This window comes from Mesorhizobium sp. M0676 (assembly GCF_040320535.1).
Lineage (GTDB): Bacteria > Pseudomonadota > Alphaproteobacteria > Rhizobiales > Rhizobiaceae > Mesorhizobium.
The window spans coordinates 1-26,608 of sequence record NZ_JAMYPU010000037.1 but is presented as its reverse complement, the minus strand read 5'-3'; the positions used below and the strand labels follow the sequence as shown (position 1 = coordinate 26,608).

At 58.9% G+C, this 26,608-nt stretch carries 23 protein-coding genes and 1 pseudogene; 8 read left to right on the top strand and 16 right to left on the bottom strand.

Annotated features, from left to right (window positions below):
* Window positions 1–2: 2 nt before the first annotated feature.
* The 10 genes from trbG to NKI35_RS27900 all read right to left on the bottom strand — a co-directional run bounded on the left by trbG (window position 3) and on the right by NKI35_RS27900 (window position 10,399).
* Window positions 3–1,031, bottom strand: coding sequence for a P-type conjugative transfer protein TrbG (trbG, locus tag NKI35_RS27945; protein ID WP_023724107.1), 1,029 nt, complete (start codon window positions 1,029–1,031; stop codon window positions 3–5).
* Window positions 1,021–1,752 (bottom strand): conjugal transfer protein TrbF, encoded by a 732-nt coding sequence (trbF, locus tag NKI35_RS27940; RefSeq protein WP_352638822.1) that lies wholly within the window; start codon window positions 1,750–1,752, stop codon window positions 1,021–1,023. The genes trbG and trbF overlap by 11 nt, the downstream gene beginning before the upstream one ends.
* A complete protein-coding gene (gene trbL / locus NKI35_RS27935) occupies window positions 1,753–3,075 on the bottom strand; it encodes a P-type conjugative transfer protein TrbL (RefSeq protein WP_352741982.1) in 1,323 nt (440 codons plus the stop codon).
* Window positions 3,076–3,111: 36 nt separating this feature from the next.
* Complete coding sequence (gene trbJ, locus NKI35_RS27930) at window positions 3,112–3,837, bottom strand: P-type conjugative transfer protein TrbJ (protein WP_352514700.1); 726 nt, start codon at window positions 3,835–3,837, stop codon at window positions 3,112–3,114.
* Complete coding sequence (trbE, locus tag NKI35_RS27925) at window positions 3,834–6,284, bottom strand: conjugal transfer protein TrbE (protein ID WP_352514701.1); 2,451 nt, start codon at window positions 6,282–6,284, stop codon at window positions 3,834–3,836. Before trbE ends, trbJ begins: the two co-directional genes overlap by 4 nt.
* Window positions 6,278–6,550 carry a VirB3 family type IV secretion system protein gene (locus NKI35_RS27920; protein ID WP_023689361.1) on the bottom strand — a complete coding sequence of 91 codons (273 nt, stop codon included), beginning with the start codon at window positions 6,548–6,550 and terminating at the stop codon, window positions 6,278–6,280. The genes trbE and NKI35_RS27920 overlap by 7 nt, the downstream gene beginning before the upstream one ends.
* The gene (locus tag NKI35_RS27915) at window positions 6,550–6,858 is read right to left on the bottom strand and encodes a TrbC/VirB2 family type IV secretion system protein (protein WP_023689362.1); all 309 of its coding nucleotides are present in this window, start codon (window positions 6,856–6,858) and stop codon (window positions 6,550–6,552) included. Before NKI35_RS27915 ends, NKI35_RS27920 begins: the two co-directional genes overlap by 1 nt.
* 11 nt (window positions 6,859–6,869) lie before the next feature.
* Window positions 6,870–7,838: a P-type conjugative transfer ATPase TrbB gene (gene trbB, locus NKI35_RS27910; protein WP_352514702.1), complete on the bottom strand. Its 969-nt coding sequence runs from the start codon at window positions 7,836–7,838 to the stop codon at window positions 6,870–6,872.
* Window positions 7,835–8,248, bottom strand: a complete 414-nt coding sequence (locus tag NKI35_RS27905; protein WP_023708017.1) for a CopG family transcriptional regulator — start codon at window positions 8,246–8,248, stop codon at window positions 7,835–7,837. Before NKI35_RS27905 ends, trbB begins: the two co-directional genes overlap by 4 nt.
* Before the next feature lie 120 nt (window positions 8,249–8,368).
* On the bottom strand, window positions 8,369–10,399 hold the full coding sequence (locus NKI35_RS27900; protein ID WP_352514703.1) for a conjugal transfer protein TraG: 2,031 nt from the start codon (window positions 10,397–10,399) through the stop codon (window positions 8,369–8,371).
* 396 nt (window positions 10,400–10,795) lie between these two features.
* Between NKI35_RS27900 and NKI35_RS27895 the strand changes: the two genes are divergently transcribed.
* Together NKI35_RS27895 and NKI35_RS27890 are read left to right on the top strand one after the other, a co-directional pair.
* Entirely contained in the window at window positions 10,796–12,106 is a 1,311-nt protein-coding gene (locus tag NKI35_RS27895) for a DEAD/DEAH box helicase family protein (protein WP_352741980.1), read from the top strand.
* A gap of 13 nt (window positions 12,107–12,119) precedes the next feature.
* Window positions 12,120–13,316: a hypothetical protein gene (locus NKI35_RS27890; RefSeq protein WP_352741978.1), complete on the top strand. Its 1,197-nt coding sequence runs from the start codon at window positions 12,120–12,122 to the stop codon at window positions 13,314–13,316.
* Between the two features lie 100 nt (window positions 13,317–13,416).
* Here NKI35_RS27890 and NKI35_RS27885 read toward each other — a convergent pair whose 3' ends face one another.
* Together NKI35_RS27885 and NKI35_RS27880 are read right to left on the bottom strand one after the other, a co-directional pair.
* Window positions 13,417–14,865 (bottom strand): argonaute/piwi family protein, encoded by a 1,449-nt coding sequence (locus NKI35_RS27885; RefSeq protein ID WP_352514705.1) that lies wholly within the window; start codon window positions 14,863–14,865, stop codon window positions 13,417–13,419.
* On the bottom strand, window positions 14,862–16,205 hold the full coding sequence (locus NKI35_RS27880) for a DUF4365 domain-containing protein (protein ID WP_352514706.1): 1,344 nt from the start codon (window positions 16,203–16,205) through the stop codon (window positions 14,862–14,864). The genes NKI35_RS27885 and NKI35_RS27880 overlap by 4 nt, the downstream gene beginning before the upstream one ends.
* A 328-nt stretch (window positions 16,206–16,533) precedes the next feature.
* Here NKI35_RS27880 and NKI35_RS27875 point away from each other — a divergent pair, with 328 nt between their 5' ends.
* Both NKI35_RS27875 and NKI35_RS27870 read left to right on the top strand, forming a co-directional pair.
* Window positions 16,534–17,397: a hypothetical protein gene (locus NKI35_RS27875; RefSeq protein WP_352514707.1), complete on the top strand. Its 864-nt coding sequence runs from the start codon at window positions 16,534–16,536 to the stop codon at window positions 17,395–17,397.
* Window positions 17,394–17,852, top strand: coding sequence for a hypothetical protein (locus NKI35_RS27870; protein ID WP_352514708.1), 459 nt, complete (start codon window positions 17,394–17,396; stop codon window positions 17,850–17,852). The genes NKI35_RS27875 and NKI35_RS27870 overlap by 4 nt, the downstream gene beginning before the upstream one ends.
* Window positions 17,853–18,339: 487 nt before the next feature.
* Here the strand turns inward: NKI35_RS27870 and NKI35_RS27865 are convergent, their stop codons facing one another.
* Window positions 18,340–20,070, bottom strand: a complete 1,731-nt coding sequence (locus NKI35_RS27865; RefSeq protein ID WP_352514709.1) for a DNA methyltransferase — start codon at window positions 20,068–20,070, stop codon at window positions 18,340–18,342.
* Window positions 20,071–20,301: 231 nt separating this feature from the next.
* Between NKI35_RS27865 and NKI35_RS27860 the strand changes: the two genes are divergently transcribed.
* The 3 genes from NKI35_RS27860 to NKI35_RS27850 all read left to right on the top strand — a co-directional run bounded on the left by NKI35_RS27860 (window position 20,302) and on the right by NKI35_RS27850 (window position 22,494).
* The gene (locus NKI35_RS27860) at window positions 20,302–20,577 is read left to right on the top strand and encodes a sunset domain-containing protein (protein WP_502897181.1); all 276 of its coding nucleotides are present in this window, start codon (window positions 20,302–20,304) and stop codon (window positions 20,575–20,577) included.
* Window positions 20,578–20,933: 356 nt separating this feature from the next.
* On the top strand, window positions 20,934–21,926 hold the full coding sequence (locus NKI35_RS27855) for an SMODS domain-containing nucleotidyltransferase (RefSeq protein ID WP_352514710.1): 993 nt from the start codon (window positions 20,934–20,936) through the stop codon (window positions 21,924–21,926).
* A 25-nt stretch (window positions 21,927–21,951) separates the two neighbouring features.
* A complete protein-coding gene (locus tag NKI35_RS27850) occupies window positions 21,952–22,494 on the top strand; it encodes an SLATT domain-containing protein (RefSeq protein ID WP_352638826.1) in 543 nt (180 codons plus the stop codon).
* A gap of 274 nt (window positions 22,495–22,768) precedes the next feature.
* Here the strand turns inward: NKI35_RS27850 and NKI35_RS27845 are convergent, their stop codons facing one another.
* From NKI35_RS27845 to NKI35_RS27835, 3 genes and pseudogenes are all read right to left on the bottom strand, one after another.
* A complete protein-coding gene (locus tag NKI35_RS27845) occupies window positions 22,769–23,512 on the bottom strand; it encodes a hypothetical protein (protein WP_352514712.1) in 744 nt (247 codons plus the stop codon).
* 275 nt (window positions 23,513–23,787) lie between these two features.
* Window positions 23,788–24,389, bottom strand: a pseudogene (locus NKI35_RS27840) (tyrosine-type recombinase/integrase).
* 278 nt (window positions 24,390–24,667) lie between these two features.
* Window positions 24,668–26,068: a transposase gene (locus NKI35_RS27835; protein ID WP_352514713.1), complete on the bottom strand. Its 1,401-nt coding sequence runs from the start codon at window positions 26,066–26,068 to the stop codon at window positions 24,668–24,670.
* Here NKI35_RS27835 and NKI35_RS27830 point away from each other — a divergent pair.
* A complete protein-coding gene (locus NKI35_RS27830) occupies window positions 26,067–26,399 on the top strand; it encodes a hypothetical protein (protein ID WP_352741976.1) in 333 nt (110 codons plus the stop codon). The genes NKI35_RS27835 and NKI35_RS27830 overlap by 2 nt on opposite strands.
* Window positions 26,400–26,608: the final 209 nt, after the last annotated feature.

The following is a 26,608-nucleotide window of genomic DNA, read 5'->3' as shown; positions in this document are numbered from 1 at the left end:
CCTCACCTGCCAAAACGCGAAAAGAGCGATATCCGCCGCGGCAGTTGCCGTCCGTCGGTCCTGGTGATGCGCACCACCTGCTGCTGCTTGGCGCCGAGACGGAGTTCAGCCGCGGCAAAGAGGCGCTCGACGATGTAGTAGTTGCCGTGCATCCGATAGTTGACGAGCTGGTTGTCCCCGTCAGCACCGACGATGAAGAGCGGTGGCGCCTCGCCCTGATCGATGCGCTTCGGGAACTCTATGTAGACCTTGCTGCCATCATCGAAGGCGCGCGTCGGTCTCCACGGCGGCGTGTCGCCGGTGATCGAATAGCGGAAGCGGATGTTTTCGAGTGCTACGTTCGAGGCCGCGGGCATTTCAGCCTCTGCCTGAGCGTTGCGCCGCCGAAGCGCCACGAGTTGGTCTTCGCTGTAAATCCAGGAGAGCGCCGCCATGGCAGTTTTCTCAGTGCTTTGAAGCTGTAGGTGATAGGATCGCCTGTCCGTCGTGATGACCAGATTGGTGGCAAGCCCCGGCGCGAATGGCTTCACCAGCACATGAGTGCGCTGGTCATCGCCTGAGCCACTAACGGTGTCACCGATCACCCAACGGACCGTATCGCCGGCTGAGACCGAGGTCAGCTTCTCGCCCCGCTGCAATGAGATATCGGTGACGCGCTCCGGCGCGGCGTAGAGCTGGTAGAGCGCGCCGTCGGCAAAGGGGTAAACCTGCACCGCATTGACATAGCCAAACTTCGTGGGTTGTTGCGTCGCCGCCTTGTTGGCATCGGCGACCTGTTCTTCCGGCGAGCGCTTATCTGGGGCGGGCTTGCCGGGTGCGGGCATCAACTGACCAGGCAACGGTAACGGTTTCGGCACTTCCACGACCTTGACCGGCTTCTCCGGCGCCTTCTCGATCGCGGCTGGTTTGAAGTCCTCGTGGTCATAGGAAATCTGAGGCGGCGGCACTGGCTTCGAGGCACAGGCCGAAAGAACCGCAGCAGACGCCGACAGGATCAAGGCAGCACGAAGCAATGGGGCTCTATTTGTCATTGGCGGGCTCCTTAGGGGAAACGGGGGTTGGCGCGGCGCTGTCGAGCTCGCGCGACCAGTCGATGGCGTTGATGAAGACGCCGAGCGGGTTCTTGCGCAGCTGCTCGGTTGTCCTAGGCGGGCGGATGAGGATGGTGAGGATCCCGATCCAGCGCGTCGTGCTGGCGAGGCTGCCGCGCTCGAACACCTGCTCGGTCCATTTGACCTGGAACGAGCTGTCGGAAGCCCTGACCACGCTGGTCACCTGTACTGACACGCTGCGCGTGCCGATTTGGCCGAAAGGGTCGTTCGCCTTGGCATATTCGTTGAGGAAGAGCGCCGCTCGGTCGGTGGCAAAGTCGTAGGCCGACAGCCAATTCTGCCGCACCAGAACCGCATCGGTGGAAACCGAACGAACATTCTGGATGAAGCGGCTGAGATGCCAGGCGATCTGGGCATCGTCGGGCTGGTAGTTTTGGACTGCCGGCGCGACCGCGTGCGCCTCGCCAAAGCGGTCGACCTCGACGACATAAGGCACGACGCGGCCCTGCATCGACTGCCACAGAAGCCCACCGGAAAGCCCCATCGTCAGAGCCAGGCAGCCAAAGGCCATGAAGCGCCAGTTCTTGGCCTGCACGCGCGCCGCGCCGATGCGCTCATCCCAGAGTTGGCTGGCCTTCTGGTAGGGTGTTACGGGTTCGGGCGTCTTTCCATAACGCTGAACGGGTCGCTTGAAGAGCATCTAGTCTTCCTTGTCATTGAGGGAGGGATTGGCGCCGCTTCCGCCCCGATCTCCATCGCGCACCGCCTGCGTGGCAGCATTGCGATGGGCGCGTGCGGTCTGTTCGGAACGCAGACGCCTTGCCCAGGCAGGCGCGGCCGCGGGAGCTATAACTGGAGAGCTTCCGCTCATCGAGCTGGTCGGCATGCCGCCGGTCGCGGTCCAGCCGGCATCGCGACCGGCGTCGGCACTACGGCGGAATGGTTCTGCTGCGGATCGCATTCCCCGCATCGCGGCGCCGCTAGCGGCACTCGCAACCCCCTGCAGCCCAGCAGCTACCCCGGACAGCCCGGACTCGGGCGATGTCGCGCGCCCCGTCTGCCAAGCGACGGTGGCAGCGGACCCGATGGCGGCGCCGGCACGGACTGCGGCGAGGCCGCCGCCTGTTGCCATGCGCGCGCCGGCAAACGCAGCGCCTCCGGCAACGAGCGTTGATCCAGCTGCGGCCGCCGTTGTTCCAAGTGCCGCGCCGGCGCCAAGCTGCGGCGCGCCGGAAACAAGACCCGAGGCAATCCCGGGGCCGAAAATGCCGAGCCCAAGCAGCGCCAGCGCACCCAGTACCTGAGACATGGCCGCCGCCAGGTCCGGCTCCTGGCCCTGCAGGGCGGAAGCGAACTCGCCAAAGAGCGTGGAGCCGATGCCGACGATGACGGCAAGCACCATCACCTTGATGCCCGACGAAATCACATTGCCGAGCACGCGCTCGGCCAGAAACGCCGAGAGGTTCCAGAGCGCGAAGGGCACCAGGACGAAGCCGGCCAGCGTGGTGAGCTTGAACTCGAGGATGGTGATGAAGAGCTGGATGGAAAGAATGAAGAAGGCGATGAGGACCAGGAACCAGGCCAGAAGCAGCACGAAGATGGTGAGCGCGTTACCGAAGATCTCGGGGAAGCCTACTAGCTGGCTCGCTTGATTGAGGAGCGGCCAGGCGCCCTCGAAGCCGGCCGCGGCAATGCGGCCTGGCCGCAGGAGACTGTCGGCGGACAGGTTGCCGGGCGATGCGTTGATGCCGAGACCGGCAAAGGAGCGGTAAATTATGTCGGCGAGGTTCTTGAAATTGTTCAGGACGAAGGCGAAGGCGCCGACATAGAGCACTTTGCGAACAAGCCGGCCAAGAATGTTGGGCTCGCCGCCGAACGCCCAGACCAAGCCCGCGAGCGTGATGTCAATGCCGATCAGAATGGTGGTGAGAAAGGCGACGTCGCCCGAAAGCAGACCGAACCCACTGTCAATGTAGCGGGTAAAGGTCTCCATGAAGCGATCGATGACTCCGAGGTCGTTCATGTCGCCGCCTTCCTCGTTGTCTTGAAGAACTGCCGCTCAGTTGCCGGGATAAGCCGTGCCGGCGCCCAGGAAACGCTTCGTCGTCTCGCGAGCGGCTTCCTCAGACTGCGCCTTGCGCGCCGCATCCTCGGCCTCGGCCCGGAACTGGGTCGCAAGCAGCGTCTGGATCTGCATCTGCTGCTTGGTCGAAAGCGCGATCAGCTGATTCGTAGCCTGGCTTGCCTCGAGGGCACCTGCCGCGCCCTGACTGCGATTGACGAGATCGGTAAGCAGGTCGCCATCGGCCTGCACGTTCTCGACGATCTGCGACTGCGCGCTCATGGTCTGGCGGAACGCCTGCATGGCGCTCTGCCAGCGCTCGCGCGCGGCGCTCGCCACATCGCTGACCTTGATGGTGGCGTCGTAGCTTTCCGGATATTGCTGGCGCCACTGGTCCTGCAGCTTGTCGAGATCGAAGCTCAGGCCGCTCGCCTGGGTCATCAGACCGTCAATCCGTTGGAGCGAGCCGGTAAGCTGGCCCACGGAAGAGAAATCCAGGCGCTGAAGGTTGCGCGCCATGTTCTGCAGCATGGTCGCCTGGTTCTGAAGCGACTGGATTTGGTTGTTGATCTGCTCCAATGCGCGTGCTGCCGACAGCACATTCTGCGTATAGTTGGACGGGTCAAACACGATGAGCGCATAGGCCGGCTGGACGTAGTCAGCCATCGGTTTGGCGATCAGGGAAACGGTGACCAGGCTAGTAAAAAGGCGGCGTCCGATCATGACGATTGCTCCTTGTTAGGTTGAGGAAATTGCTGGAGAAGCTCGGCAGCCCAATCCAGGCCGCGCGCACTGAAGAAACGGGCGGCAAAGCTGCCCTGCCCTTCTTCGGAAAGAATATTGTCGATCAGGGTCTGCGCGGCCGGGTCGGAGGCGCCGCAAAGCGCAAGAGCGATCGGGCCTAGCCCGAGCTCGAAGAGGCGATTGCCGCGGCGCGACTGCAGATAGTAGTGGCGCTTCGGCGTGGCGCGGGCGACCAATTCGATCTGTCGCTCATTAAGACCGAAGCGCTCATAGGCTGCCCGTGCCTGCGGCTCCACCGCACGATCATTGGGGAGAAAAATGCGCTGCGGGCAGCTCTCGATGATTGCGGGTGCGATAGAAGAGCCGGCGATGTCGGCAAGCGACTGCGTCGCGAAGATGACGGAGACGTTTTTCTTACGCAGCACCTTAAGCCATTCGCGGATCCGGGCGGCAAAGAGCGGGTTGTCGAGATAGACCCAGGCCTCGTCGAGCATGAGCAGCGTCGGCCGCCCGTCAAACCGGTCCTCAAGACGATGGAACAGATAGGTGAGCACAGGCAGCACAGCGCCTTGGCTGTGCATCAGCTCCTGGGTCTCGAAACACTGCACATCCGAGATGGCCAGCCGGTCGTCATCGGCATCGAGCAGGCGGCCGAATGGACCGTCGAGCGTGTAGGGCATCAACGCCGATTTGAGCGCATTGGACTGAAGCAGGACCGACAGGCCAGTCAGCGTGCGTTCCTGCGCCGGCGCGGTGGCGAGGCTGGTGAGCGCCGACCAGATTGCCTCCTTCACCTCCGGGGTGACGGTGACATTCTCGTGGGCAATGAGGCCGGCGATCCATTCGGCCGCCCAGCTCTGTGTGGCCGGGTCGTCGATGTGGCGCAGCGGCTGGAAACCAAGCGCACCATTCGCACCCAACGCATGGTGGTCGCCGCCCATGGCAAGCGCGGCGGCGCGGGCCGAATTGCCTTTGTCGAAGACATAGATTTGCGCGCCAGCGTAGCGCCGGAACTGCAAAGCGATCAGGGCAAGCAGAACCGACTTGCCGGCACCGGTCGGCCCGACAATCAGCATGTGGCCGACATCGCCGATATGGGTCGAAAGCCGAAACGGCGTCGAGCCGCTGGTTTCGGCGAAAAGAAGCGGCGGAGCGTAATCGCCGGTGACCTCGGCAAGGTGCTCGTTCTCCGCTGGACCTGCCCACACGGACGACAGCGGCACGAGATGGGCAAGGTTTAGCGTGTGAACGAGCGGCTGGCGAACGTTGGCGTAGACATGACCCGGCAATGAACCAAGCCACGCTTCGACGGCATTGATGCTTTCGCGAATGGTGGTGAAGCCGAGCCCGTTGACGATCCGCTCGACGGCGCGAAGCTTTTCCGCGGCGGCTTTACGGTTCTGATCCCACACCGTCACCGTTGTGGTGAGATAGCCGAAGCCGACATGATCGCCGCCCAATGCCTGCAGTGCTGCATCGGCATCGAGCGCCTTGTTGTCGGCGTCGCTGTCGACGAGAGGCACAGGTTCGTTGGTCACCACCTCGCGCAGAATAGCCGCGATCGATTTGCGCTTGGCAAACCACTGCCGGCGGAGCCGAGTCAGCGTCTTCGTGGCTTCCGCCTTGTCGAGCGGAATGAAGCGCGTCACCCAGCGATAGGCGAAATCCTGGTTATTGAGCGCATCAAGGATTCCTGGCCGGGTGACGTTCGGAAAACCGAGGATTGTGAGCGTGCGCAGATGCTGGTCACCCAGCATCGGCTCTAGGCCGCCGGTCAGCGGCGCGTCAACCAGGACGCCGTCGAGATACATTGGCGTTTCCGGCACGGCGACCGGATGACGGCGTGTCGAGATCGTGCCGTGCAGGTACGTCAGGGTCTCGGCATCGTCGAGCGCGCGCACCTCGGGCACGAAGCCCGAAAGAAGATCGAGAACACGGTCAGTCTCGTCTCGGAACCGGGCAAGCTCCTGGCGCCAGTCTCTTTCCCCTCCCAAGTCATGCGAGTCGACGAGAGCACTTTCCGCGCGCGCTTGGCCATCGGGCCCAGGCATGAAGACCAAGGTCAGATGATAGATGCTCTCGAAATGCGCGACCTTGCCCTCGAAGGCCGCGCGCCGTTCCTCATCGATCAGCCATGAGGCAGCATCGGGAAGCGCCGAGCTCGGATAGCCCAGCGCTTCGCTGCGCTCGGCCTCGAAGAATAATGCCCAGCCGGAGCCGAGCCTTCTCAGCGCATTGTTTGCCCGCGCGCATATGCCGATAAGTTCGGCCTCCGTCGCGCTTTCAAGGTCGGGGCCACGAAACCGCAATGTCCGCTGGGAGCTGCCATCCTTGTTGAGCACGATGCCGGGCGCGACGAGTGCTGCCCACGGCAGATGGTCGGCAAGCCGGTCGGCTTTGCCGCGGTATTCGGAAAGCTTCAGCATGCAAGCCAGCCCTTTTGACGAAGATGACGGACAAGCACGCTGGCAAAATCCGGATCACGCCGTGCGGCAAAGACCGCGAGCGTGTGGCCGGCGATCCAGAGGATCAGACCGGCAATCCACTGCTGCAGGCCTAGGCCGATGGCCGCGGCCACCGTGCCATTGAGGATCGCCACCGCCCGCGGCGCGCCGCCGAGCAGGATCGGCTCGGTGAGCGCCCGATGGACCAGAACCTCGAAGCCTTCGATATGCTGCTCTCCGGTGCTCATCAGACGACTGCCCCGCCGCCAAAGGAGAAGAAGGAAAGAAAGAAGCTCGAGGCCGCGAAGGCGATCGACAGGCCGAAGACGATCTGGATCAGCCGGCGGAAACCGCCCGCCGTATCGCCGAAGGCAAGGGTCAGGCCGGTGGTGATGATGATGATCACCGCGATGATCTTGGCGACCGGCCCCTGCACCGATTCCAGAATCTGCTGCAGCGGCTGTTCCCACGGCATGCCGGAGCCGGCAGCGTGGGCCTGGGCCGTGAGAAGAAGCGCGACGGCGGCGAACGAAAGAAAGCGAAGCTTCTTGCGCATGAGGTGACCTTTCAGAACTGCTGGAGTTGCGGAAGTGTGAGCGGGGTGACGGCGTAATCGCCGCTGCCGTCGAGACCCGTGACCTCGGCGATCGCGTCAACGCGGCGCGCGGGTCCTCTTCCGGCAATAAAGATGACCAAGTCGACGGCATCGGCGATCAGCCGGCGGGGAACGGTGACAACGGCTTCCTGGGCGAGCTGCTCAATACGATAGAGTGCGGAGCGTGCCGAATTGGCGTGAACCGTGGCAATGCCGCCGGGATGTCCGGTGTTCCATGCCTTCAGCATGTCGAGGGCTTCCGCGCCCCGCACTTCGCCGACGATGATGCGGTCGGGTCTAAGTCGCAGCGTCGAGCGCACGAGATCACCAAGCGTGACCGACCCCCGCCTCGTCCTCAAGGCAACACAGTCCTCGGCTGCGCATTGCAGCTCGCGGGTGTCCTCAATCAGGATCACCCGCTCATCGCATTCGGCGACTTCTGCCAGTAGAGCATTGGTAAGTGTCGTTTTGCCCGACGATGTGCCGCCGGCGACCAGGATGTTGCGCCGCTCGCGCACTGCCTTCCTCAGGGCATCAGCCTGCAGCGGGAGCATGACGCGATCGGCGACGTAGTTGGCCAGCGTGTAGAGTTTTGCCGCCGGTTTGCGGATGGCGAAGCATGGCGCCAGCACGACCGGCGGTAGCAGACCCTCGAAGCGCTCGCCTGATGGCAATTCGGCACTGACAATCGGACTATCTGCATGCGCCTCGGCGCGTACATGGGAGGCGACGAGCCGGATGATGCGTTCCGCCTCGGAAGGATGCATATGCACGCCTGTATCGACCCGGCCTTCTCCCAACCGGTCGAGCCTCAGCGTGCCGTCGGGATTGACCATCACCTCGATGACGGTCGAATCGGAAAGGGCCTCGGTGATCGCGGCGCCCATGGCTGTGCGCAGCATGGCTCGGCGGCGGTGGTCCGCTGCGGGATGAGAGTTCATCCTTCGCCTCCGTTGCCATTGCCGTAACCAAGCGAGCGCTTCCCGGAGGCTATCTGGCGACCGACCTGCTCGACGAATTTGTCAAAGCGCTCTTGGGCGATCGCCTGTGTCGCCCGATCCGGAATTGGCGTGTGGGCATGAAGCGTGATTGAAAAGCGGATTAAGAGCGCCAGGCTCTCCAGAGTTATTTCGGCGTCGCGCCTGACATGGTCGAGATCGCGGGAAAGACGGTCCAGCCGCTTGCCGTAGCGCTGGTCGAGCTCGTTTTCACCACGCCGTTCGATGAAGGCCTCGACCGCTTTCGCGACGATTGCCGATTTCGTGGTCGACGGGTTGCGGCTGAGGGTTTCCAGCTTCTCGCTCAATTCGGGTTCGAGCAGAAACTGGTGGCGAATGCGATGGGGCTTCATACGTCTCGTTCCGACTGGCCGGCGCTGATGCGCCGGCGGTGCGAACGAACATCGCCGAGATCCGCAAAATCGCTTATGGGCGTTATCTACGCCGAGATACGCCTCAGTTGCGGAAAGCGTTCAGAAGCCGGGGATGATGTCCTTGTCGTCGCCCCTTCCCTCGTTGAGGCCGTAGGCGCTCGCCGCGGTAGAAACCCGGTCCATGACGCGCTTGTCTGCGAGTGCCTCGGCGTCATCGTCCGACAGATTGAAGAGGTCATCCTGATCAGGCTCCCGAGAGACGACGACGTGTTCTTCAGGCAGGCCGGGATGACGCTGCTGTTGCACGCCGCTCCCTTCTTCGATTGCCGCGCCGGCGTGTTCGTCATCGGCAGCGAGACGGCGGTCAACACTGCGGACTTGTCCGCTCCAATCGTCGGGGCGCGACGCAGGACAGTCCGCGTACAGACCGTCGCGCAACACCGGCGCCGGCAGCACCCGTTCGGTGAAATTCGGATCCTGGTAATAGCGCAACTTCTGGGCGCGGATCGGCGGCAACCCGGAAACAAGGATTAATTCGTCAGCTTGCGGCAACTGCATCACTTCGCCAGGCGTCAGCAGCGGGCGAGCGGTCTCCTGGCGACTGACCATGACGTGCGAAAGCCAGGGAGCCAGCCGGTGGCCGGCGTAGTTGCGCATGGACCTGAGTTCCGTCGCCGTACCGAGCGCATCCGATATGCGTTTGGCCGTGCGCTCGTCGTTGGAGGAAAAGGCAATGCGCACATGGCAATTGTCGAGAATGGCGTTGTTCTCGCCATAGGCTTTGGAGATCTGGTTCAAGGATTGCGCGATCAGATAGGCGCGGATGCCGTAACCCGCCATGAAGGCGAGCGCGGTCTCGAAGAAGTCGAGGCGACCAAGAGCCGGAAATTCGTCTAGCATCATGAGCAGTTGGTACTTGCGGCTTTTCTTCGGGTCACCTTCCAGCCGCTCCGTCAGTCGCCTGCCGATCTGATTGAGCACCAGTCGCACCAGTGGCTTGGTGCGCGAAATATCCGATGGCGGCACCACTAGATAGAGCGACATCGGTCGTTCCGCATCCATGAGGTCGGCAATGCGCCAGTCGCAGGCCGATGTTGCCGAGGCAACCGTCGGATCACGATAGAGCCCGAGAAACGACATTGCGGTCGAGAGAACGCCAGAACGCTCGTTCTCTGACTTGTTCAGCACCTCGCGAGCCGCCGAGGCCACGACGGGATGGACCCGAGGTGTGTCCGCCGTGCCGAGGTGGTTGGTGGTCATCATCCGCAGCAGTGTCGCGGCAAACGAGCGTTGCGGATCCGACAGGAAAGTGGCGACGCGCGCGAGCGTCTTTTCTTCTTCCGCGTAGAGCACGTGCAAGATGGCCCCGACCAAGAGTGAATGACTAGTCTTCTCCCAATGATTCCGCCGCTCCAGCGCGCCTTCCGGATCGACGAGAATGTCCGCGATGTTCTGAACGTCGCGGACCTCATCTGAACCCCTGCGCACTTCCAGCAGCGGGTTATAGCGCGCCGATCTCGAGTCGGTCGGATTGAACAGGAGGCAGAAAGAGAACTTCGACCGCCAGCCGGAAGTCAGCTGCCAGTTCTCGCCTTTGATGTCGTGAATGACGGCCGAGCCGGTCCAGGAAAGAAGCGTTGGAACGACCAATCCCACGCCCTTGCCCGAACGTGTCGGCGCAAAGGCCATGACATGTTCCGGCCCGTCATGTCGCAGATAGTGATCCTTCAGTTTGCCAAGGAAAACGCCGGCCGGCTCAAACAGGCCTGCCTTCTCGATTTCCCGAGCCGCGGCCCATCGTGAGGAACCGTAGGTGGTGACCAACCCCCTCTGCCGCGCGCGCCAGAGGGAGCCAGCTATTGCGGCCGCACACCCCAAGAATCCGCTGGCTCCGGCAAGCATGCCGGCCTTGTCGAAGACCTCAGGCGCATAGGCGTCGAAGTGAAACCACCATTCGAACAGTTTCCACGGCTTGTAGATCGGCCGGGCCGCCGCGGCAAACCATGGCGCGCCAAGCTGCGGCTGGTAGTCCAGCATGTGGGCGCACCATTGCGTTGCCGCCCATACGCCAACGATGACGATGGCGAACACAACTACGATCTGGCCGACAAGGAGCTTCGTCGGTGTCACGGGCACAGCCTCCACTGTTTGGTAGTAGATGGAAGCAGCATGACGTGACGTTTCAGAATATCGAAGATACCCAATATACGCGCCCGTGCGATGCAGTGAACGTTGCAGGCTTGGAAGACTGGGGCGCCAAGAAGTGTCATCGCGAAGGGCGACGAGCGAATGACTTGTATGGGGCCGTCAGCGGACCGTCAGGTATCGGCTGGTTTTCCCAAGAAGCTGCCGTTCAGCGTCCGACCTCATTGTGGTCGTTCAGACCAAGCCGGCTGATTTCCCAAGCGGACGCCCGAGTCAGAAATTACTCTGGCTACAGAATTCGGATAGGCTGTTTACGATCGTGCTTGGCGCGTGTAATCCCGACATGGATGTTGATGTGTCTCCTCTTTTTTGTGATTGCAAATGGTCGACTTCAAGAAAAAGCTTGGCGGTAAAGTCGTCGAGAAACAGACGGATCCCGTCAAGCTTTACGACACTTTGGATCGCGAGGCGGACAAAGGCCCCTTGCGTCCGGCCCAGATTGCTGTGCTCACGAAATGGTTCGAGATCGACGCTGACAAGCGCGACTCGATCGTTAAGCTGCATACGGGCCAGGGCAAGACGCTGATCGGCCTCCTGATGCTGCAATCGCGTTTGAACGCCGGCCATGGACCAGTGATTTATATTTGCCCAAACAACTTCTTGGTCGACCAGACATGCGAGCAGGCACGCCAATTCGGAATACGGACGTGTACTTCGGAAGGCGATCTGCCAGAGGATTTCATCGACGGCCGGTCCATCTTAGTCACGTCAGTGCAGAAGGTCTTCAACGGCCTGACTAAGTTCGGACTCAACAAGCAGTCGGTACCAGTCGACACGATGTTGATGGACGACGCGCATGCCTGTTCGGACACGATCCGCAACCAGTGCCGAATTCACATCCCCCGCGAAGAGGAGGCCTACAGCCTTTTGAAGGCGCTGTTTTCCGCCGATCTAGAACAACAGGGCATGGGCACCTACGCCGACATAGAGAACGAGAAGCGAGACGCGTTCCTGCCGGTGCCTTACTGGGCGTGGATTCCACGGGAAGCCGAGGTGGCCGGCATCCTTTCGAAATATTCTGACCGCAAGTCGATCAAGTTCGCCTGGCCCTTGCTCAGAAACATTCTAACTCATTGCCAATGCGTCATTTCAGGAAATGCCGTCGAGATCGAGCCATACATCGCGCCGCTCGACGCTTTCGGTTCTTTCGACAAAGCCAGGCATCGCATCTTTATGTCCGCCACCGTCACCGACGACGCATTCCTCGTCAAAGGCTTACGGCTTTCGCCAGAAACGATAGCCAAACCGCTGACGTACGACGGGGAAAAGTGGTCGGGCGAAAAGATGGTGTTGTTGCCGTCGCTCATCCACGAGGATCTGGACCACGGCTTGATCGTCGAGAAATTTGCCAAGAGCGGGAAGAAGCGAACTTACGGACGAGTGGCGCTCGTGCCCAGCTTCGAAAAGGCGAAGCCTTGGGAAAGCGGTGGCGCCGTAGTCCCGAAGACTGAGACTATCGGCGCCGTGATCGACGCGCTTTCTCGAGGCGAATTCGAAGACACCGTCGTCCTCGTGAACCGCTATGACGGGATTGATCTACCGGACAAGAACGTGCCGCGTCCTCGTCTTCGACTCAAAACCTTACGCCGAGAGCCTCACAGACCTCTACGAAGAGCAATGCCGTCCGCATAGCGCCGCGACCCTAATGCGTGCAGTGCGCACCGTTGAGCAGGGCATGGGTAGAAGCGTGCGCGGCGAGAAGGATTACTCGGTCGTCGTCGTCATCGGATCGGACCTCGTCAGACTGCTTCGGGATAAGTCTTCGCGTCGGTTTCTGTCGTCGCAAATGGCAACGCAGATCGAGATCGGCCTGGAAATCACCGATATGGCCAAGCAGGATATCGAGGACGGCATAGAGCCTTTGCAGGCCTTTGTCGATCTCGCGAGCAAATGTCTCAAGCGCGACGACGACTGGAAGGCGTTCTACGCCGAGCAAATGGAGAAGGTTTCAGTGGCCGGCTCCGATCAAACGGCTTTGAAGCTCTATAAATCTGAGTTGGATGCCGAACTGGCACATATAAGGGGCGACTACGCCGGTGCCGTTAAGATGGTTCAGGCCATCATCGATATGGGCGCCCTTGACGACGACGAGAAGGGTTGGCATCTGCAAACCCAGGCCCGTTACAACTTCTTGTCCAATCGCGCCGAAGCGGATGTTCTGCAGATCGCTGCCCACAAGCGCAACCGGCTCCTGCTTAAACCTGCGTCGGGTGTCACTGTCACTAAACTCACCGTGGTGAGCCAGGGCCGCGCAGAGCGCGTCAAGAAATGGATCGGAAACCACAACGATTATGCAGACCTCAATGTCGGGGTCACCGACATGCTGGGCAGACTGGTTTTCGGAACGAAGGCAGACAAGTTCGAGGCCGCGCTTAACGAGTTGAGCTTCGCTCTCGGTTTCGTCGGAGAGCGGCCGGACACAGAGTGGAAAGAGGGCCCCGACAACCTCTGGGCGTTGGACGACAGCCAGTACATCTTGTTCGAATGCAAAAGCGAAGTCGGCGTGACCCGCGCCGACATAAACAAGCGGGAAGCCGAGCAGATGAACCGGTCGAGCGCATGGTTCGACAAGCATTACAAGGATATGAAGGTCAAGCGTCTCATTGTCCATCCGGCCGGAAAGATCGAAAGCGCTGCGGCGTTCACCCATTACGTGGAAGGCGTCCGGGAGTCGGACCTCAAGAACCTGGTCAGAGCCACGCGCGAGTTCTTCAAGTCGTTCGAAAACCAGAACCTCGACGATCTCACCGCGACCCATATCCAAAAGGTCCTCGACGCCCACGGATTGTCGGTTCCCAACCTTCTCTCTAACTACTCCCGCAAGCTCAAAGACATGAAATGATCCGAGGGAGTGTGCTACGGCCGAGGCGGTACCACTCTGGACGAGTGATCGTCTCGTTAGCTAGTCCGCATGCACGTTGCCGTGCTTTGGGATCCGCAAGTTACATGTAGAAACTGTACCGGGGTGCTATCTCCTGATCTTCACCGACGTATTTCAGAACTTCCCCCACTTGCCGGGCGGCTGCGATCGTGATGGGGAGCCCGTTGTCGAACTGAGTGTTGTTCCAGTTCATTTTTGTCAGTGCCAGGGTCTCGTGGGCTATGTGCTGGAGAGGCTGGCCGAGAACCTGACAGCGAAGTAGAAGCGGCCTTGGGATGTACATTCCAGGGTACGTTCGGAAAAACTCGACACTGCCTTTAGTATAGAGCAGCGCCTGGTCTTTATCGATCCGCAGTAAGCTACCCCTGAGCGGCGGATAAACGCCGAGTCGGTAGAGACGGGTCATCGACTTCCGAATCCAAATAAAGTCTGCGTAGTCGATATCTCGCTCGTCTATTGCTTTGTGAAAGCCATCCAGTTCGTTGCGGTCAAACTTCGATGTCTTGTGAAGGACCACCCGCGCCGGGTAGTGATCATGCTGTTTGCGGAACACCTTCAGAGAGTCCCGGAGAAGGGTATACGCGTCCTCCGCGGTTAGGTGGGGTGAGCGATCTTCTTCGCTTTCCACCATTCGGCCACCGCGGAGGATGAGGCCCTCGCCTCGTTCGTCGAACATCTGCGCTGTGCTGGTATGGACGTAGTCGCCATCGACAGACCTGTAAAAGCTCAATCCAACGAACGACGTCCTACGTTCACGTGCATCACGCGCAAGGCGCCAGGGCAATCCGCCTGCCTTGTAGTAGATCGCAGTCACGAGGTTCCAAGCGATGGTTGCCGCATCCTGCGTACGCCGTTGGCTACTTTCCTTGAGCTTTCTCGAGATGCGGTACGACGGATCGTACGTCGTAGGCCAGATCAGCTGTATCGGGATACGGAACTGCATCGCGGCCGCTTTCAGCATGCCGCGGAAGTCTAGGTCTCCTCCCGCTTCAGTCTCATCCTTGTCCTCGTCAAGGGTCTCCCTCGCGTTCACCGTTCTCTCGATGATATCTACCGGCAGCGCTATCAATATCACATCTGGCTTTACCGTCTGCTCGGCCAGAACGGAGATCTCCTCGACCATGGATTCCACCACAGCCCGGGTGACCTCTCTCTGCCCGGGGATCGCGGCCAACCTTCCGATTTCTTTTGAAGGAAGGCTTCGCTGGAGTTCACTCGATGTGAAGAAGTCGCAGTGAAAGGTTTCATCGTTTCGAAGACCGGGAAACGCTGGAAAGAGGTTGGGCTGTCTGCTCGGCTTGGCCTCGAAACCTTCAGAGCAGGACTGCACCCACTTCGCGGTTCCTTCCAACGTTTCGGCGCTTCCGATGATTCCCAGTTTGATGCGCTTGGGTGCATTCTGTGCATTCAAGTCGAACGGACCGTAGTCCATAACACCGAAGCGAATATCGGTGTGTCGTAGCCCGCCTCCGAATTCCAACTCTGGCTCTGCTAGGTGAGATAGTCTCATTCGACCCCTTCCTGCATTTTGTCGAAGTCGAAGAGCGGCGAGGCGGAATTGGGTTCTTGCGATGCCCACAACCTATCGGGCACTCCTACCTCCAGTTCCATCGGGGCGGTTTCACGGAAGCGAAGGAACGGATAGGCTTCTGTAAGCAGATCTCCGCCGGCCCTGTGGGTGGTCAGGAACGCGCGCCACATAACAAACTGTCCCATCACAGCCGCGTTGTTCTCAAGCTCCTTGATTTTTTTGAGGTGTTCTCCCGACAGCAGGTCAGGCTCAAACCCATCTCTGGTGAAGTGATATGTGGGAGTGACCTCTGCGAACCACTTTTTAGCGTAACAAACGAACTGCGCACGGAAACCTGAGTGACGGAAATATGCTGGTTTGGCTGGGTTCGACCGCTGCCGGCCGTATGGGCCGACGACGCGCCGAGTGGTGGTGTTTTGTAGGCTCCGATACGGGTAGTTCAGTTTCTCGCGGTTCTTGGGCTTCGTGAAGAAAAGGACATTTGAGTCTCGATCCCTGTACAAGTTTGGGCGAGTGAATTCTCCGAGTGTGCGGTTCAAGAGTGCGGTGAAATCCCGAACGCGATCGTCGTCATCACTATCCGACCACTCGGACGTGTCGAACTCCTCGAGCGCGGTGGTGTCGCACACCTTGTTCCAGGGCCACTTGTCTAAGTCATGGAAGGATAGGACCGCGTTTTCTCTCACAATCCACTCAGAGGGTGCTTTGGCATCGAGACTGCGCAGAGCCGCACCGAATGATTTGTCGGAGCCGTGGTCCGTCGGTGCCCAGTAGATCGTGTTGGCGAAGTCCACCTCCAGCAGATTCAGTAGCAAGGATTCCTGAAGGCGTACGCTAGGACCTGTTGAGCCTGGACGGACAGAGGCTGCTACTGAAACGAGCGCGTTCTTAGCATCGACGTTGAATGCATCTTGCTGTTTGTCAAAGACGACTTTCTTGGACGAGAGGTTCTCAGCATTGCCAAACCAATCCTTGATGGATTTCCAATACGCCTTTCCATCCTGCAATTTGACGACGATCAGCAGGACGGGTGCCGTTCCGTGCATCCAGTACTGAATATCAGAATCCGTAACGGGAAACTCAAAGGAAGAATCCGTTTCCGCCTGCAACCGGCTGCGCTCGGTCGCCTTGCCTTGAACCTGAAGACTCAGATTGCTGACCACCCCGGTAGTGTCGTCACGCAACTCCACGTAACCGTCAATTCCAGCCTCGACACCGCCGGTCTCGTAGAACATAAAACCCATGCTCAATACGATCTGGCGGATATGGGCGATGCCTTTCTCGCCGATAATATCCGCTCGCCCAATCTTCTTCGACATGAACTCCCCCAAGACTTCCTGAGCCGAGAGAATCAACAGGAGTCGTCTACAAGACGATACGACGACCTTGGAAGTTCATCAATTTCGCGGGCGAACGCTCCTGACGAGCGAATTATCGACGCTGTGAGCCCCGTCACTGGAGCCAAATATCTTTTGGAGACGAACCATCAGCGCGGGGCGAGCGCGATCTTGAACGCTTCGACATCACCGGACTCGCCAGGGTGCACGCTGGCGGTGTTCGTCTCGGACAAGCTGGCACTCCGAATGTATTGAGTCCTATCTTCGCGGGGGGACGAGTTTGCGCTAACGTGGTGCTTGGGGGTGCCAATTGTTACAACCTCGATTATTGTTAAAGGATCACCGCAAGCTGGTTTTTGAGCCTGGCGGTTCCCGCCGCACTTTGCCCAATCTCCGTGAATCCGACATCCTGTCTGGCGGCGATGAAGGGCACTTAAAAATGCCCGATCAAAGGGAAGAGCAAACCAATGATCCGGGTTATGACTTCGCTTACAATGACCCGGACGGACAGTTCGTGGCAGTGCAGGTCAAGCTGGGCAGCGCGACCAAGACCGGCAGCGGCCCGGGGAAAACCCTGGAGAAGTGGGCTCGCTTTCCGTCCGACCGGGGGTACCCGTTCGATCGAACGGAACTCTGGCTTTTGGACCGAGCCAGTCTCACGCTGCAAATCTGGTCAGCTGGCAGGAACGAGCCTGACGCTCAATTTGGCTTGGCCGACGTGGTCGAGACCGGAGTTAATCCGGACATTTCCAACCGGCGATCGTCGCAGAAGTTTGATAGCGCGAGGGTGGAGGAGCGCGTAGCCCGATGGGTCGAGCAGGTTGAAGCGCTCTTCACCCAGATCGAGGAGTGGGTGGAACCGCACGGTTACTCGGTCGACCGGACGCAGACTGTTTCGATGAACGAAGAGATGATGCAGCGCTTTGCAGTGGCCGCCGTGAAGCTTCCCATGTTGCGGATACGAAAGGGGACGCGTGTCGCTGCAACAATTTTTCCTGTTGGTCTGTGGGTTATTGGCGCGAACGGCAGAGTCGACGTGCTCACGCACAGCGGCGGGGCGACGATCATAAACGCCAGCGACACGCCAAATGACCCAATCTGGATGATTTACTCCTCACCAAGCTCGAAGGCGGTGAGGCTTGACCAACAGCAGCTTATCGCAGCCATCAAATGAGAGAGCTAATTCTCGCAAGTCAACTGCATGCGCAGCTTGATACAGACTATGCGAGCAAACTGTTCCGCTCGACGGCACGCAATCACCAGCACGCCATAGCGCGATACACCGAACTTCGCCGTATCAACGATGGCGCATACTTTCTCATCATCTTCGGGACATTTGAGCGATACATCACCGACCGCGCAGATACGGCCGTAAAAGCCAGAACCGGGAAGCCGCTCTTTCGCCATAGGCGAGCATGGGAGACGCTCTTAAACGGGACAAAGCTACAAACCTCATTTTTGAATAGAGTGCGCGTGCTGCTCGATATGCGATCGCAAAACTTCACCAAGATCGCCGACTACTATGCCGTTCGCAATGATCTGGCGCATGAGGGCATAACAGCAAAGGTGTTTAGCATCCCCACCGTGGTTGCGGACCTTCAAACGGCGATAAATTCGCTCCGATCGTAGCTACGTCGCCATCCAGCACCGCGCTGAGTGGCAGGCGTTTAGTTTCGTTGACAAATCCTGCCTGCAAGACGCGGGGCCGCGGAACACAGCAAATGTGGATCGATGCGCCAGGCAGTTGGCCTGGTCTCCTGGTCTGCGTAATCCTGAAGTGTAGGGTTAAGCCTCCGTCCAAGCCCCTCCGCGGAACGTCGGCTTTTAGGTCAAAGCAAGTTTGCGGAAACGACCACCATGAGGCGCATTCTAGACAGGCAGCAATGGGACCGTGACCCGACGGTCCGCTTTTTGGGGCGCCGTGGCGGATAGCCGCCTTTTCCGCATCAAACCCCCTTTCCGTCGCCAGCAGCAACGTGACGCCAATACAGCCCACCGATTGGGGTCAGGCATCTCTCACGATACCCTCAGCGTCTGTCGGCTAGGCTTTTGCGGAGTTCCTTCGATTCTTCGAGGCGGTTTGTGACGTCCGACAGCGCCGCCGCGCCTTAAGACCCTATTTCTTGCGGGTATACGCCGACCTAGTGACTTCAATGTCAACCGCTCGAATCGGTCGATTGCCTTTGCGCTTGGGTTCTTCGCTTGCCCCGTCGATTGGGAAAAGCATCTCTGTCTGACCTTCAATCCGCTTGCGACCGCGTTTCGCGGGTGATGGTGGTGGCGCTATTGCTTCAGGCGGGTCTAACATGCCTGGGAGATGGACAGGGGAGTACTGGAACAACTGCTCGACCGTGACTATCTGAATTTTCGAGACTCTCTTCGAGGACGGGCCCACCTCACCCTCTGACGCCGCCTCTCGAACCATAGGTGCAGTCGGCGAGTATAGGCAGACAAGGACGCCAACCTCGGCCCCTTCGCGCTGAACCACTGATTTTAGCTTGTGAATGGCATCCACGCCGACGTGAAGACCGCCCTTAACCGATACCACTGCCCTATTGGGCTGTTCGATGCCAACCCGGTGATAGCGCACAATGCCATCAATACCGCCGTCCGCGCCGGGGCGATCTTTGGGGAGTCCCCCAAGCGTGAAGACCGCCCACTTTTGAAATTCCAGCCAATCACGAGCCGCTAGCGCCCTAGCGTCAGCAGCGTCCTTTGGTCGACCGTATAGCTTGTAGGTTCCTTTAATCGATGGTCCGAACGACTTCAGCAATCGTCCCTCAATCACATGAATGGCAAGGTATGTGACATCGATTCCGATCCATTGGCGTTTCAGGTCTTGAGCAGCTTCGATAGCGGTACCGCAGCCGCAGAATGGGTCGAGAATAATATCTCCCGGATTAGACGAAGACTGAATTATTCGCTTCAATAAAGCCAGGGGCTTCTGCGTCGAGTAACCAAGGCGCTCCTGCGCCTGAGAGTTGATCGGACGAATATTGTCCCAGTCGTCGCTGATGGGAACGCCGGGCATTTCGTCGAGGTAGCGCTTGAATTGGGGCACGGTGCCGGGTTTTGTTTGAATGATACGGCCTTCGGCAATTAGCTGCGCCATCTTTTGTTTCGAATAGCGCCAATACCGTGTGACCCCCATGACTTCGTAGCGGGCATTGCCTTTCGCCGCTCCCCCGGGCCCCGTGAGATTGTCGAGCCGATAGAGGCGCCCTTCTTTGTCAAGGTGGCGATATTTGGAAGCTATGTATTCTTTGTCGTATTCCGCGAACTGCTGATTGAAGATCTGTCGCTGTTTCGGGTCTTTGGCGTATCTAAGAATTATATCGCGCACTCTTGGGAAGTGAGTTGCGCCCTGGACATAGTCGGCTTTCGCGGTGGTTCGCCGCCAACTGATCTCATTGATGTAACTGCTTGTCCCGAAAATCGTGTCGAGTAGAATTTTCAGGTAGTGGCTCGCGGTGGGGTCGCAGTGAAGATATAGCGAACCGGTGGATTTCAGCACACGGCGCATTTCTATCAGGCGCACTGACATCATGGACAAATACGCCATCATATCGCTGCCCGAGAAAACCTTGTAGAAGGCGTCCAACAAAGCGCCCGCCTCTAGGTGGCGGCTCGCCGTTTCGTCTAACGCACGTTGCGCGTCTCTACCCCACCTCCAAGTATCTTCGAATGTATGAGACTGAGCCTTTGACGCGCCCCCTCGCACGGTCCCGTAGAGCACATTGTAATTTGCATTCGAATTGAACGGTGGATCGAGATAGATCAAATCAACCGACTCTGCCGGCATAGCCCGCAGCACATCCAAATTGTCGCCGAAATGAAGTTCGTTCATAGCGAAGCTCCCCGCCAACAGAGTTGCAGGTTCTGGTTAAGTATTTGAGAATTAGCTATTTATTTACGAAATAAGCCGTGCCCCTGGACTCTATTTCGTAGCAGTTGCATTCTCTCGGCGGGGGAGAGAGGGGCGTGGGCAAAGTCCACAGTCATCAAGGAGCAAACCAAGCTGACCGTTGGCGAAAAGGCCTCCGGAAGCGGCTGTAGCCCATGGCGAGTGCTTATCTATCTGCTTCCGCTAGTCATAGTCCCTTTGGCCGTCGGCGTGACTTTGTTCCCGTCTTTCTTGGATAAGCTGGCCGTGACCCCTGCCGGTTTGATCGGCACAACCGGCGCGAGCTGCAACATCAAAGGCAACATTTCAATCAATACTGGTGAGCGGATTTATCACGTGCCGGGTCAAGAGCATTATTGGGAAACGAAGATCAGCCCGCAATATGGCGAGCGATGGTTTTGCAGCGAGGCGGAAGCCGTAGCGGCCGGTTGGCGTAAGGCTAAGCGATAGATCTCCATAGACGGCCAACACATCGTTGAATGAGATTTTGCTTCAGAATGACGGAATCTTTCACCGCAAGCGCTGGATGCCTGCGCTCGGCCGGTGTTTCAGGCGACCGGTCGGGTGCGTACCTGTCCTTCAGACAAACGGAGATGCCCTTCGGCCGTTTGAAGTTCAGGTCAGGAGCTTCTGTGACCGCCGAGCGAAGGGGCGAGCCTTCGAGGCAACCGACTGCATTGTGGACCTGGCCATTTTGACGTGATCGCGCGAAGACTTCCGGCTCTAGCAGTGTCACCATCGTGCTCATGGTCCACTCCGAATTCTGCGCGAGCTGGATATCCATTTGGGGGAAGGATATGTCCTGAGTGCTCGCTTATGCCCGCCGCGTAATATTCTTGTTGAACGAATACCGAGGCTATTGCGCCGAAAGCTTAAAATTCGCATCTCCCGAAGAAGTTACCATAGGGTGGATGGGGATGGGCGTATCTGACGAGTTCTACAATTTCCGAAATAATTACAATATCGGCACCGACCTGATCAGCTCGATCGGACAACGGTATCGGCGCATCACCACGCGCCTCAATACAGACTTCTGGAGCACGGATTCCAGCTCCGCCCACAGCCTTTACGTCGGCTCTTACGGTCGCGACACCGCCGCGCGCGGAATCAGCGACCTCGATATCGGCTTCCAGATCCCCTATGCGGAATACGTCAAATACAACGCATATCAGGGCAACGGTCAGTCCGCGCTTCTCCAGGCCGTGAAAAACTCCCTGCTCAAAAGCTACGGCTCCAGCAAAGTCGGTGGCGACGGTCAGGTTGTCGTCATCTCTTTCACGGATGGGATTACGTTCGAAATCCTCCCCTATTTCAACAACACGGACGGTTCCTGGACTTTTGCCGATTCCAACGGGGGAGGTACCTGGCGAGAGTGCAATCCCCGGGCAGAGATGAATGCCGTCCAGATACGCAATACGGCCGTCAACGGCAACCTAAAAGCCCTCTGCCGCATGATGCGGGTGTGGAAAGACCACAATAGCGTTCCGATGACCGGAGCCCTGATCGACGCGCTCGCCTACCAATTCATCGAAACGTGGGGGAATCGCGATAAATCCTACGGCTATCATGACTACATGGCGCGGGATTTCCTGAAGTATCTCTACGATCTGGACCGAGAGAAAACTTACTGGCGTATGCCGGGAAGCGGCTCGTACGTCTACAAGACGGGAGTGTTCTGGTTGAAGGCGCTCACGGATTACAATATCGCCGTCGAGGCCTGCAACATGCAGACCGACGACAAGGCCGCACAGCGCCGCGCGAAATGGAGGACCGTCTTTGGCACAACCTTCCCAATTTGATCCGCGGTTCCAACTCGAGAGCCAAGTGCGTGAATGTTACGGCCGTTGCGCCTACACCCACAAGATCCACGAGAAGATGGCCGAGCGGCTTGCCGACCATCAATGGTATGCGAAGTGGTTCAACATCATCCTGTCCGCTCTCATCGCTGGCGGCGCGGTGACGACCGTTTTCAGAGCGCAGACGGGGCTTCTCCAATATGCGGAATACGCGACCGTCGTGCTGTCCATTCTCAGCCTGATCTACAACGCCTACCAGAAGGACCTAGACCCCGGTGCGCTCGCACAGCGACATAGGGAAACCGCGTCCGACATCTGGAATGTCCGAGAATCTTACCTGAGCCTGATAACTGACGCGCTCAATTCGGGCGTGCCAATTGACGACCTTCGGGCGCAGCGGGATGGCCTGCAGACCGACCTCCACGAAATCTATCGGGCGGCACCCTTTACGGACGGAAAGGCTTACAAGAGGGCACAGGATTCCTTGAAGGACAACGAGGAGCTTATGTTCTCCGACAAGGAAATCGACGACATGCTTCCCACTACGTTAAGGCGGTCGGGCAGGGCCTAGTGAGGCGCGTTGCCGACCGGCTGCTTGTAGCGACAAGCTGCCGTTCTGCTGCCGACCCCTTTGCCGCCGTTCGTAGTGCTTGCACTGCCGCCGGAAACCTGACGCTAGTTTAGTTCTGCCAAACAGCAAAGTTGGCGTAGCAAACAGAACGATGGCGCTCGGGCTTCGTCACGTTGTAGCTGACTTAACATCATGGCCGCGGCCACCTTCGAGACGAATGGAGCCTATCTGGTTTCTCTTGCCCCAAATGCCCCGACGACGAACGCGCCCTTTACTATTTGGCGCTTTGGGCGATGGCGGTATTCACCGCGCTCACCAAGAAATCGGCAGCGCTCAAGACCTTTGTTGCCCCACGCAGATCACCATATGAGTTAAGGCCATGCATCTCGGCATGCCGATTTGGGTTACTCAAAGCCAGCGCATCCGCCTCGGTGAAACAACTCGCGAACAGGTCCTCTGATATCAGACTGAACGCGGCAACAGATTCGATGGGCGGATAGAAGCCTGCCGGTAGCGCAGAGATGTAATCCTGGATCGCGGCAACTGCTTGCTTCTGATTGCGTGGGCTGGAACCATCGGCCAACACAACCATGCGACCAAAGCGCTCGAATTCTGGCATTAGCGTCCGCACCACAGACAAATAGCTGCCAGAACGATATGAAAGAAGAGCTTCATGCAAGGCACGACGAGCGAGATCATCGAAGGAATATGTTTGCAGGCGACGCTCGTATTCATCAGCTATCGTTGCCTTCTTCTCCTCGATCCAGGCGGAGATAAGCGCGGGCACGTCCCCTCCCGCTCTCTCAGCGTCCATCACCCTATACAGGAAGGAGGACGGCATCACGTCGAGACCGATCCAACCGGCGTCGGTGAATTTAGAACTAGCTGAGAAGGCGAGCGCGACAGGATCGAACACTTGAGTCTGCGCCACACTTGGATCGCGTCGGCGACCTCGGAGGTTGGCGGGTAGAATGTTGAAGGGCCAAAGGCCCGTATGTCTTGTTTCGTCGACTTCCATTACACCCTCATAATCCACCGACCAAAATTGTTCCCATCTTACTCGGGCTAATCACCGCAGACCAAGGTCCGCTTCTGAGATGCCGATGCTTTGTCTAAAGGGCAGAAATAGGCGGCGCGTGGCAGCCGAAGCTCATTCACTAAGTGAAAGTCAGCTTTCGCAGCGTAATCGCCCAAAACCTGCCAGTCGGCTTCCCACCTAATGATCGTCAGGGTCAACGAGATTCATCATCCGTCGGAGCGGTCATCCAGTGCAACGCGGATGACCGCTCAACGTCAGATTTCGGTCCGCTCCGCTAAAAGCAGAGCGTCCTCGACAGTGTTCTCAATCTTGGAATGACCGAGCAGTATCTGGATGGCGCGAATGTTGCCCGTCGCCTTGTAGATCATCGACGCTTTTGTGCGCCGGAGTGAGTGAGTGCCATACTCTTCTGGACGCAGGCCGATCGCAGCCGCCCACTCACCGACTAGGCGGGCGTAGTGCCTTGTGCTCATATGGTTCGTGTGATCGATCCGGCTTGGAAAGACATAGTTCTCGACAGAGCCGCCGCGCAAGCCAACAGGCTCGCTCGAACGTCGCTAGTAATTTCGAACTGGACGGGCCTTCCTGTCTTTTGCTGGACGACGATGGCGCGAGTCCTGACCTCCGGACCTGCTACGACATCGCGGATTCTAATCTTGACTAGGTCGCAGCGTCGAAGCTTGCTGTCGATCGCGAGATCGAACAAGGCTCGGTCCCGGAAGCGTCTCTCGCGATCAAGGAAGAAGCGGATTGCCCAGATCTGCTTCTGCGTAAGCGGACGCTTCATTCCTACCTGTTTGCCTGCGTTCCAAGCTGCGCGCTGCCGGCCAGCGTCGTCGTATTCAGAGTGACCCATATGACTTCTCCTCGGCCTTGATTGGCCATAGGAGAAACGGAGCTGCCAGCATCTCGGCTTGGGGGCCGGTGGCAGAATTGCAGCTTTCGGACATTTGAGACGGGAAGCTGCCGTTCGTTCCTGTAGCCGGTCAACTTAGCTCGCCGGTGCGGTGTCGCATGGCGACCACCTGATGTCGCGAGCCCTGACTAAGCTTAGCGGGACATGTCATCCCAGCTGGCCGGCCGAACCAACGACGATTCGACAGTGATCTCGAGCATCCTCTTCCGCCCTCTCTCTCAAGGATCCCAATGAACCCCGGACAGCACACGGCCACCCTCCGGGAGGACCAGAAATGGCTCGGCGAGCGGCCGCTGGTTTGACCCGGTGATGCGCCGCCATTGCACGGTCTCGTCAAAGGCCCATGCCTCGTCGGGCGGGCTCTCGGGAACGAAATAGTGGCAGTAGACAAAGCGCAGCGGTTTTCCCTTTACGTCGAACCGACCTGTGCTCGCCAGGATCTTCTCGTAACGCGCCTTTTCCACCTCATCGCCTTCCACGGCCTCGAACCCGATATGGACGATCGATTCTCTGTCGGCAGGAAGCTGGTCATGCGCCTCCGCAAGCTTACGCATCACGTCGCGGGCTTTCGCCCGGATTGAGATTCTTGAGCTGTTCTGCCAGCGAAGAAGGATTGCAAGGTCGCATTCGCCGATGAACCGGGGTGAATTCCCGGGTTGGAATCGGATGACCTGATTATAATTGGCGTGCCGGATATAGCGTCCCGTCAGGAGCTCGTGCAGCCTCGTACCCGCTGACAGCACGTCATCTGTTTCCAACACGCCTTGCAATGGGCCGAGGTCCATCTCCCCGATTACACCCTCGGAGATATCATCTTTCCACAGCAGCGAGGGGCGCTTTGTCGACAGCCATTCAACGATCGTGCCTATGAAATGGTCGGCGGGGATCTCGCTCGTCGGGACCTTGAAATCGACGTTACAGAAGGTGCTGATCTCCTGCTCAGCCAACAGGTGAGCCGCCGGTCCCCAGAGCTCGCGCATTCGGGTTCGCTCTCGGTCCCCGTACTCGCTCGTCTCCATGCGTTTGCATTCGACCGCGTACTGTCGACCCCCGAGTTCAACATCGAGGTCCCAGGAGCGTGCAACACCACGCTTCTCAGGCCGGAAGGAGACTTTCGCGCCCTGCCGGCAGTACGCTGCGGCCGTGAGCAACTCGAACAGCGTCCCATTCGGCTGGCTGCGCTCGGAACCGACCAACCTCTCCAGCCGCTCATTCACGCCATCCAGCTTTTCGAGAAGGGCGCGATTCCGCCCGATCGCTGTCAGGACTGGAACGACCCGCGAGCCATACATCGGTTCGTAGTTCCACAGGTGGTCGAGGAAGGCCTCGGCCTGGAACAAATACCAGGCGAACATATCGCGAGCGTCGAAGAAACGTCCTTTTTCGTCGGGATCTCGCATCCCGTAGGCGCGTCGGTGGAGCAACACAAAGGCGGCGACGCGGCGGGCGTGCCAATCCTCCGGGGCCATGAACGACTTGAACCAGTCGACAGCCGCCCGAAGATCGGGGTTATCCGGCCAATCAGGTCCCCGTTCCGCCGGCGGCCCGAAGACGCCTTCGGGCATAGTCGGCGGATTGTCGGGAGTCGCGTTGAGAAAGTCTTTCCGGGAAAGAGCCATGATCCACCCCGTCGCCTCAAGAGCGGAGCTGGATACGCTGGCGTATCTGCTGGTAGATCTGGATCTCGGCCTCGTGCGCGACCTGCACGACCAGCGCAAACCGCTGGCGATCGAGCTCAGTCGCCCACCCGGCCTCGCATCGCACGACGATGTAATAGCGATCGCCATAGCTCGAGATGTCGGTCTTGAATGTCGCGACAGCCGACTGCAGCGTGCTTTTCTCCCGGAATTGCGGACCAGGCACCAGCTTGCACTGAAAGCGGTTCGCGATGTCAGGGTGTCAATGACCACGGAATCGGGACCCTGGTTTTTCACGCAAAAGGGGCTCTGACTCACATTTGATGATTTTCGCTGCTGGCGTTGTGCTGTTTTCTGAGGGGAATCAGCACCATGGTGAGAAATTTGCGTTTGTCGTCGTTGATCCCGGTGGGATTAGCCGTCGAGGCCATCGCCGAGATTGCCGTTACCGCCCGCTCAGGGGCGCCAGCGCGACCTTGCCCTCTTTGCCGCAGAGTGTCGCACCGGATCCATAGCCGCTAT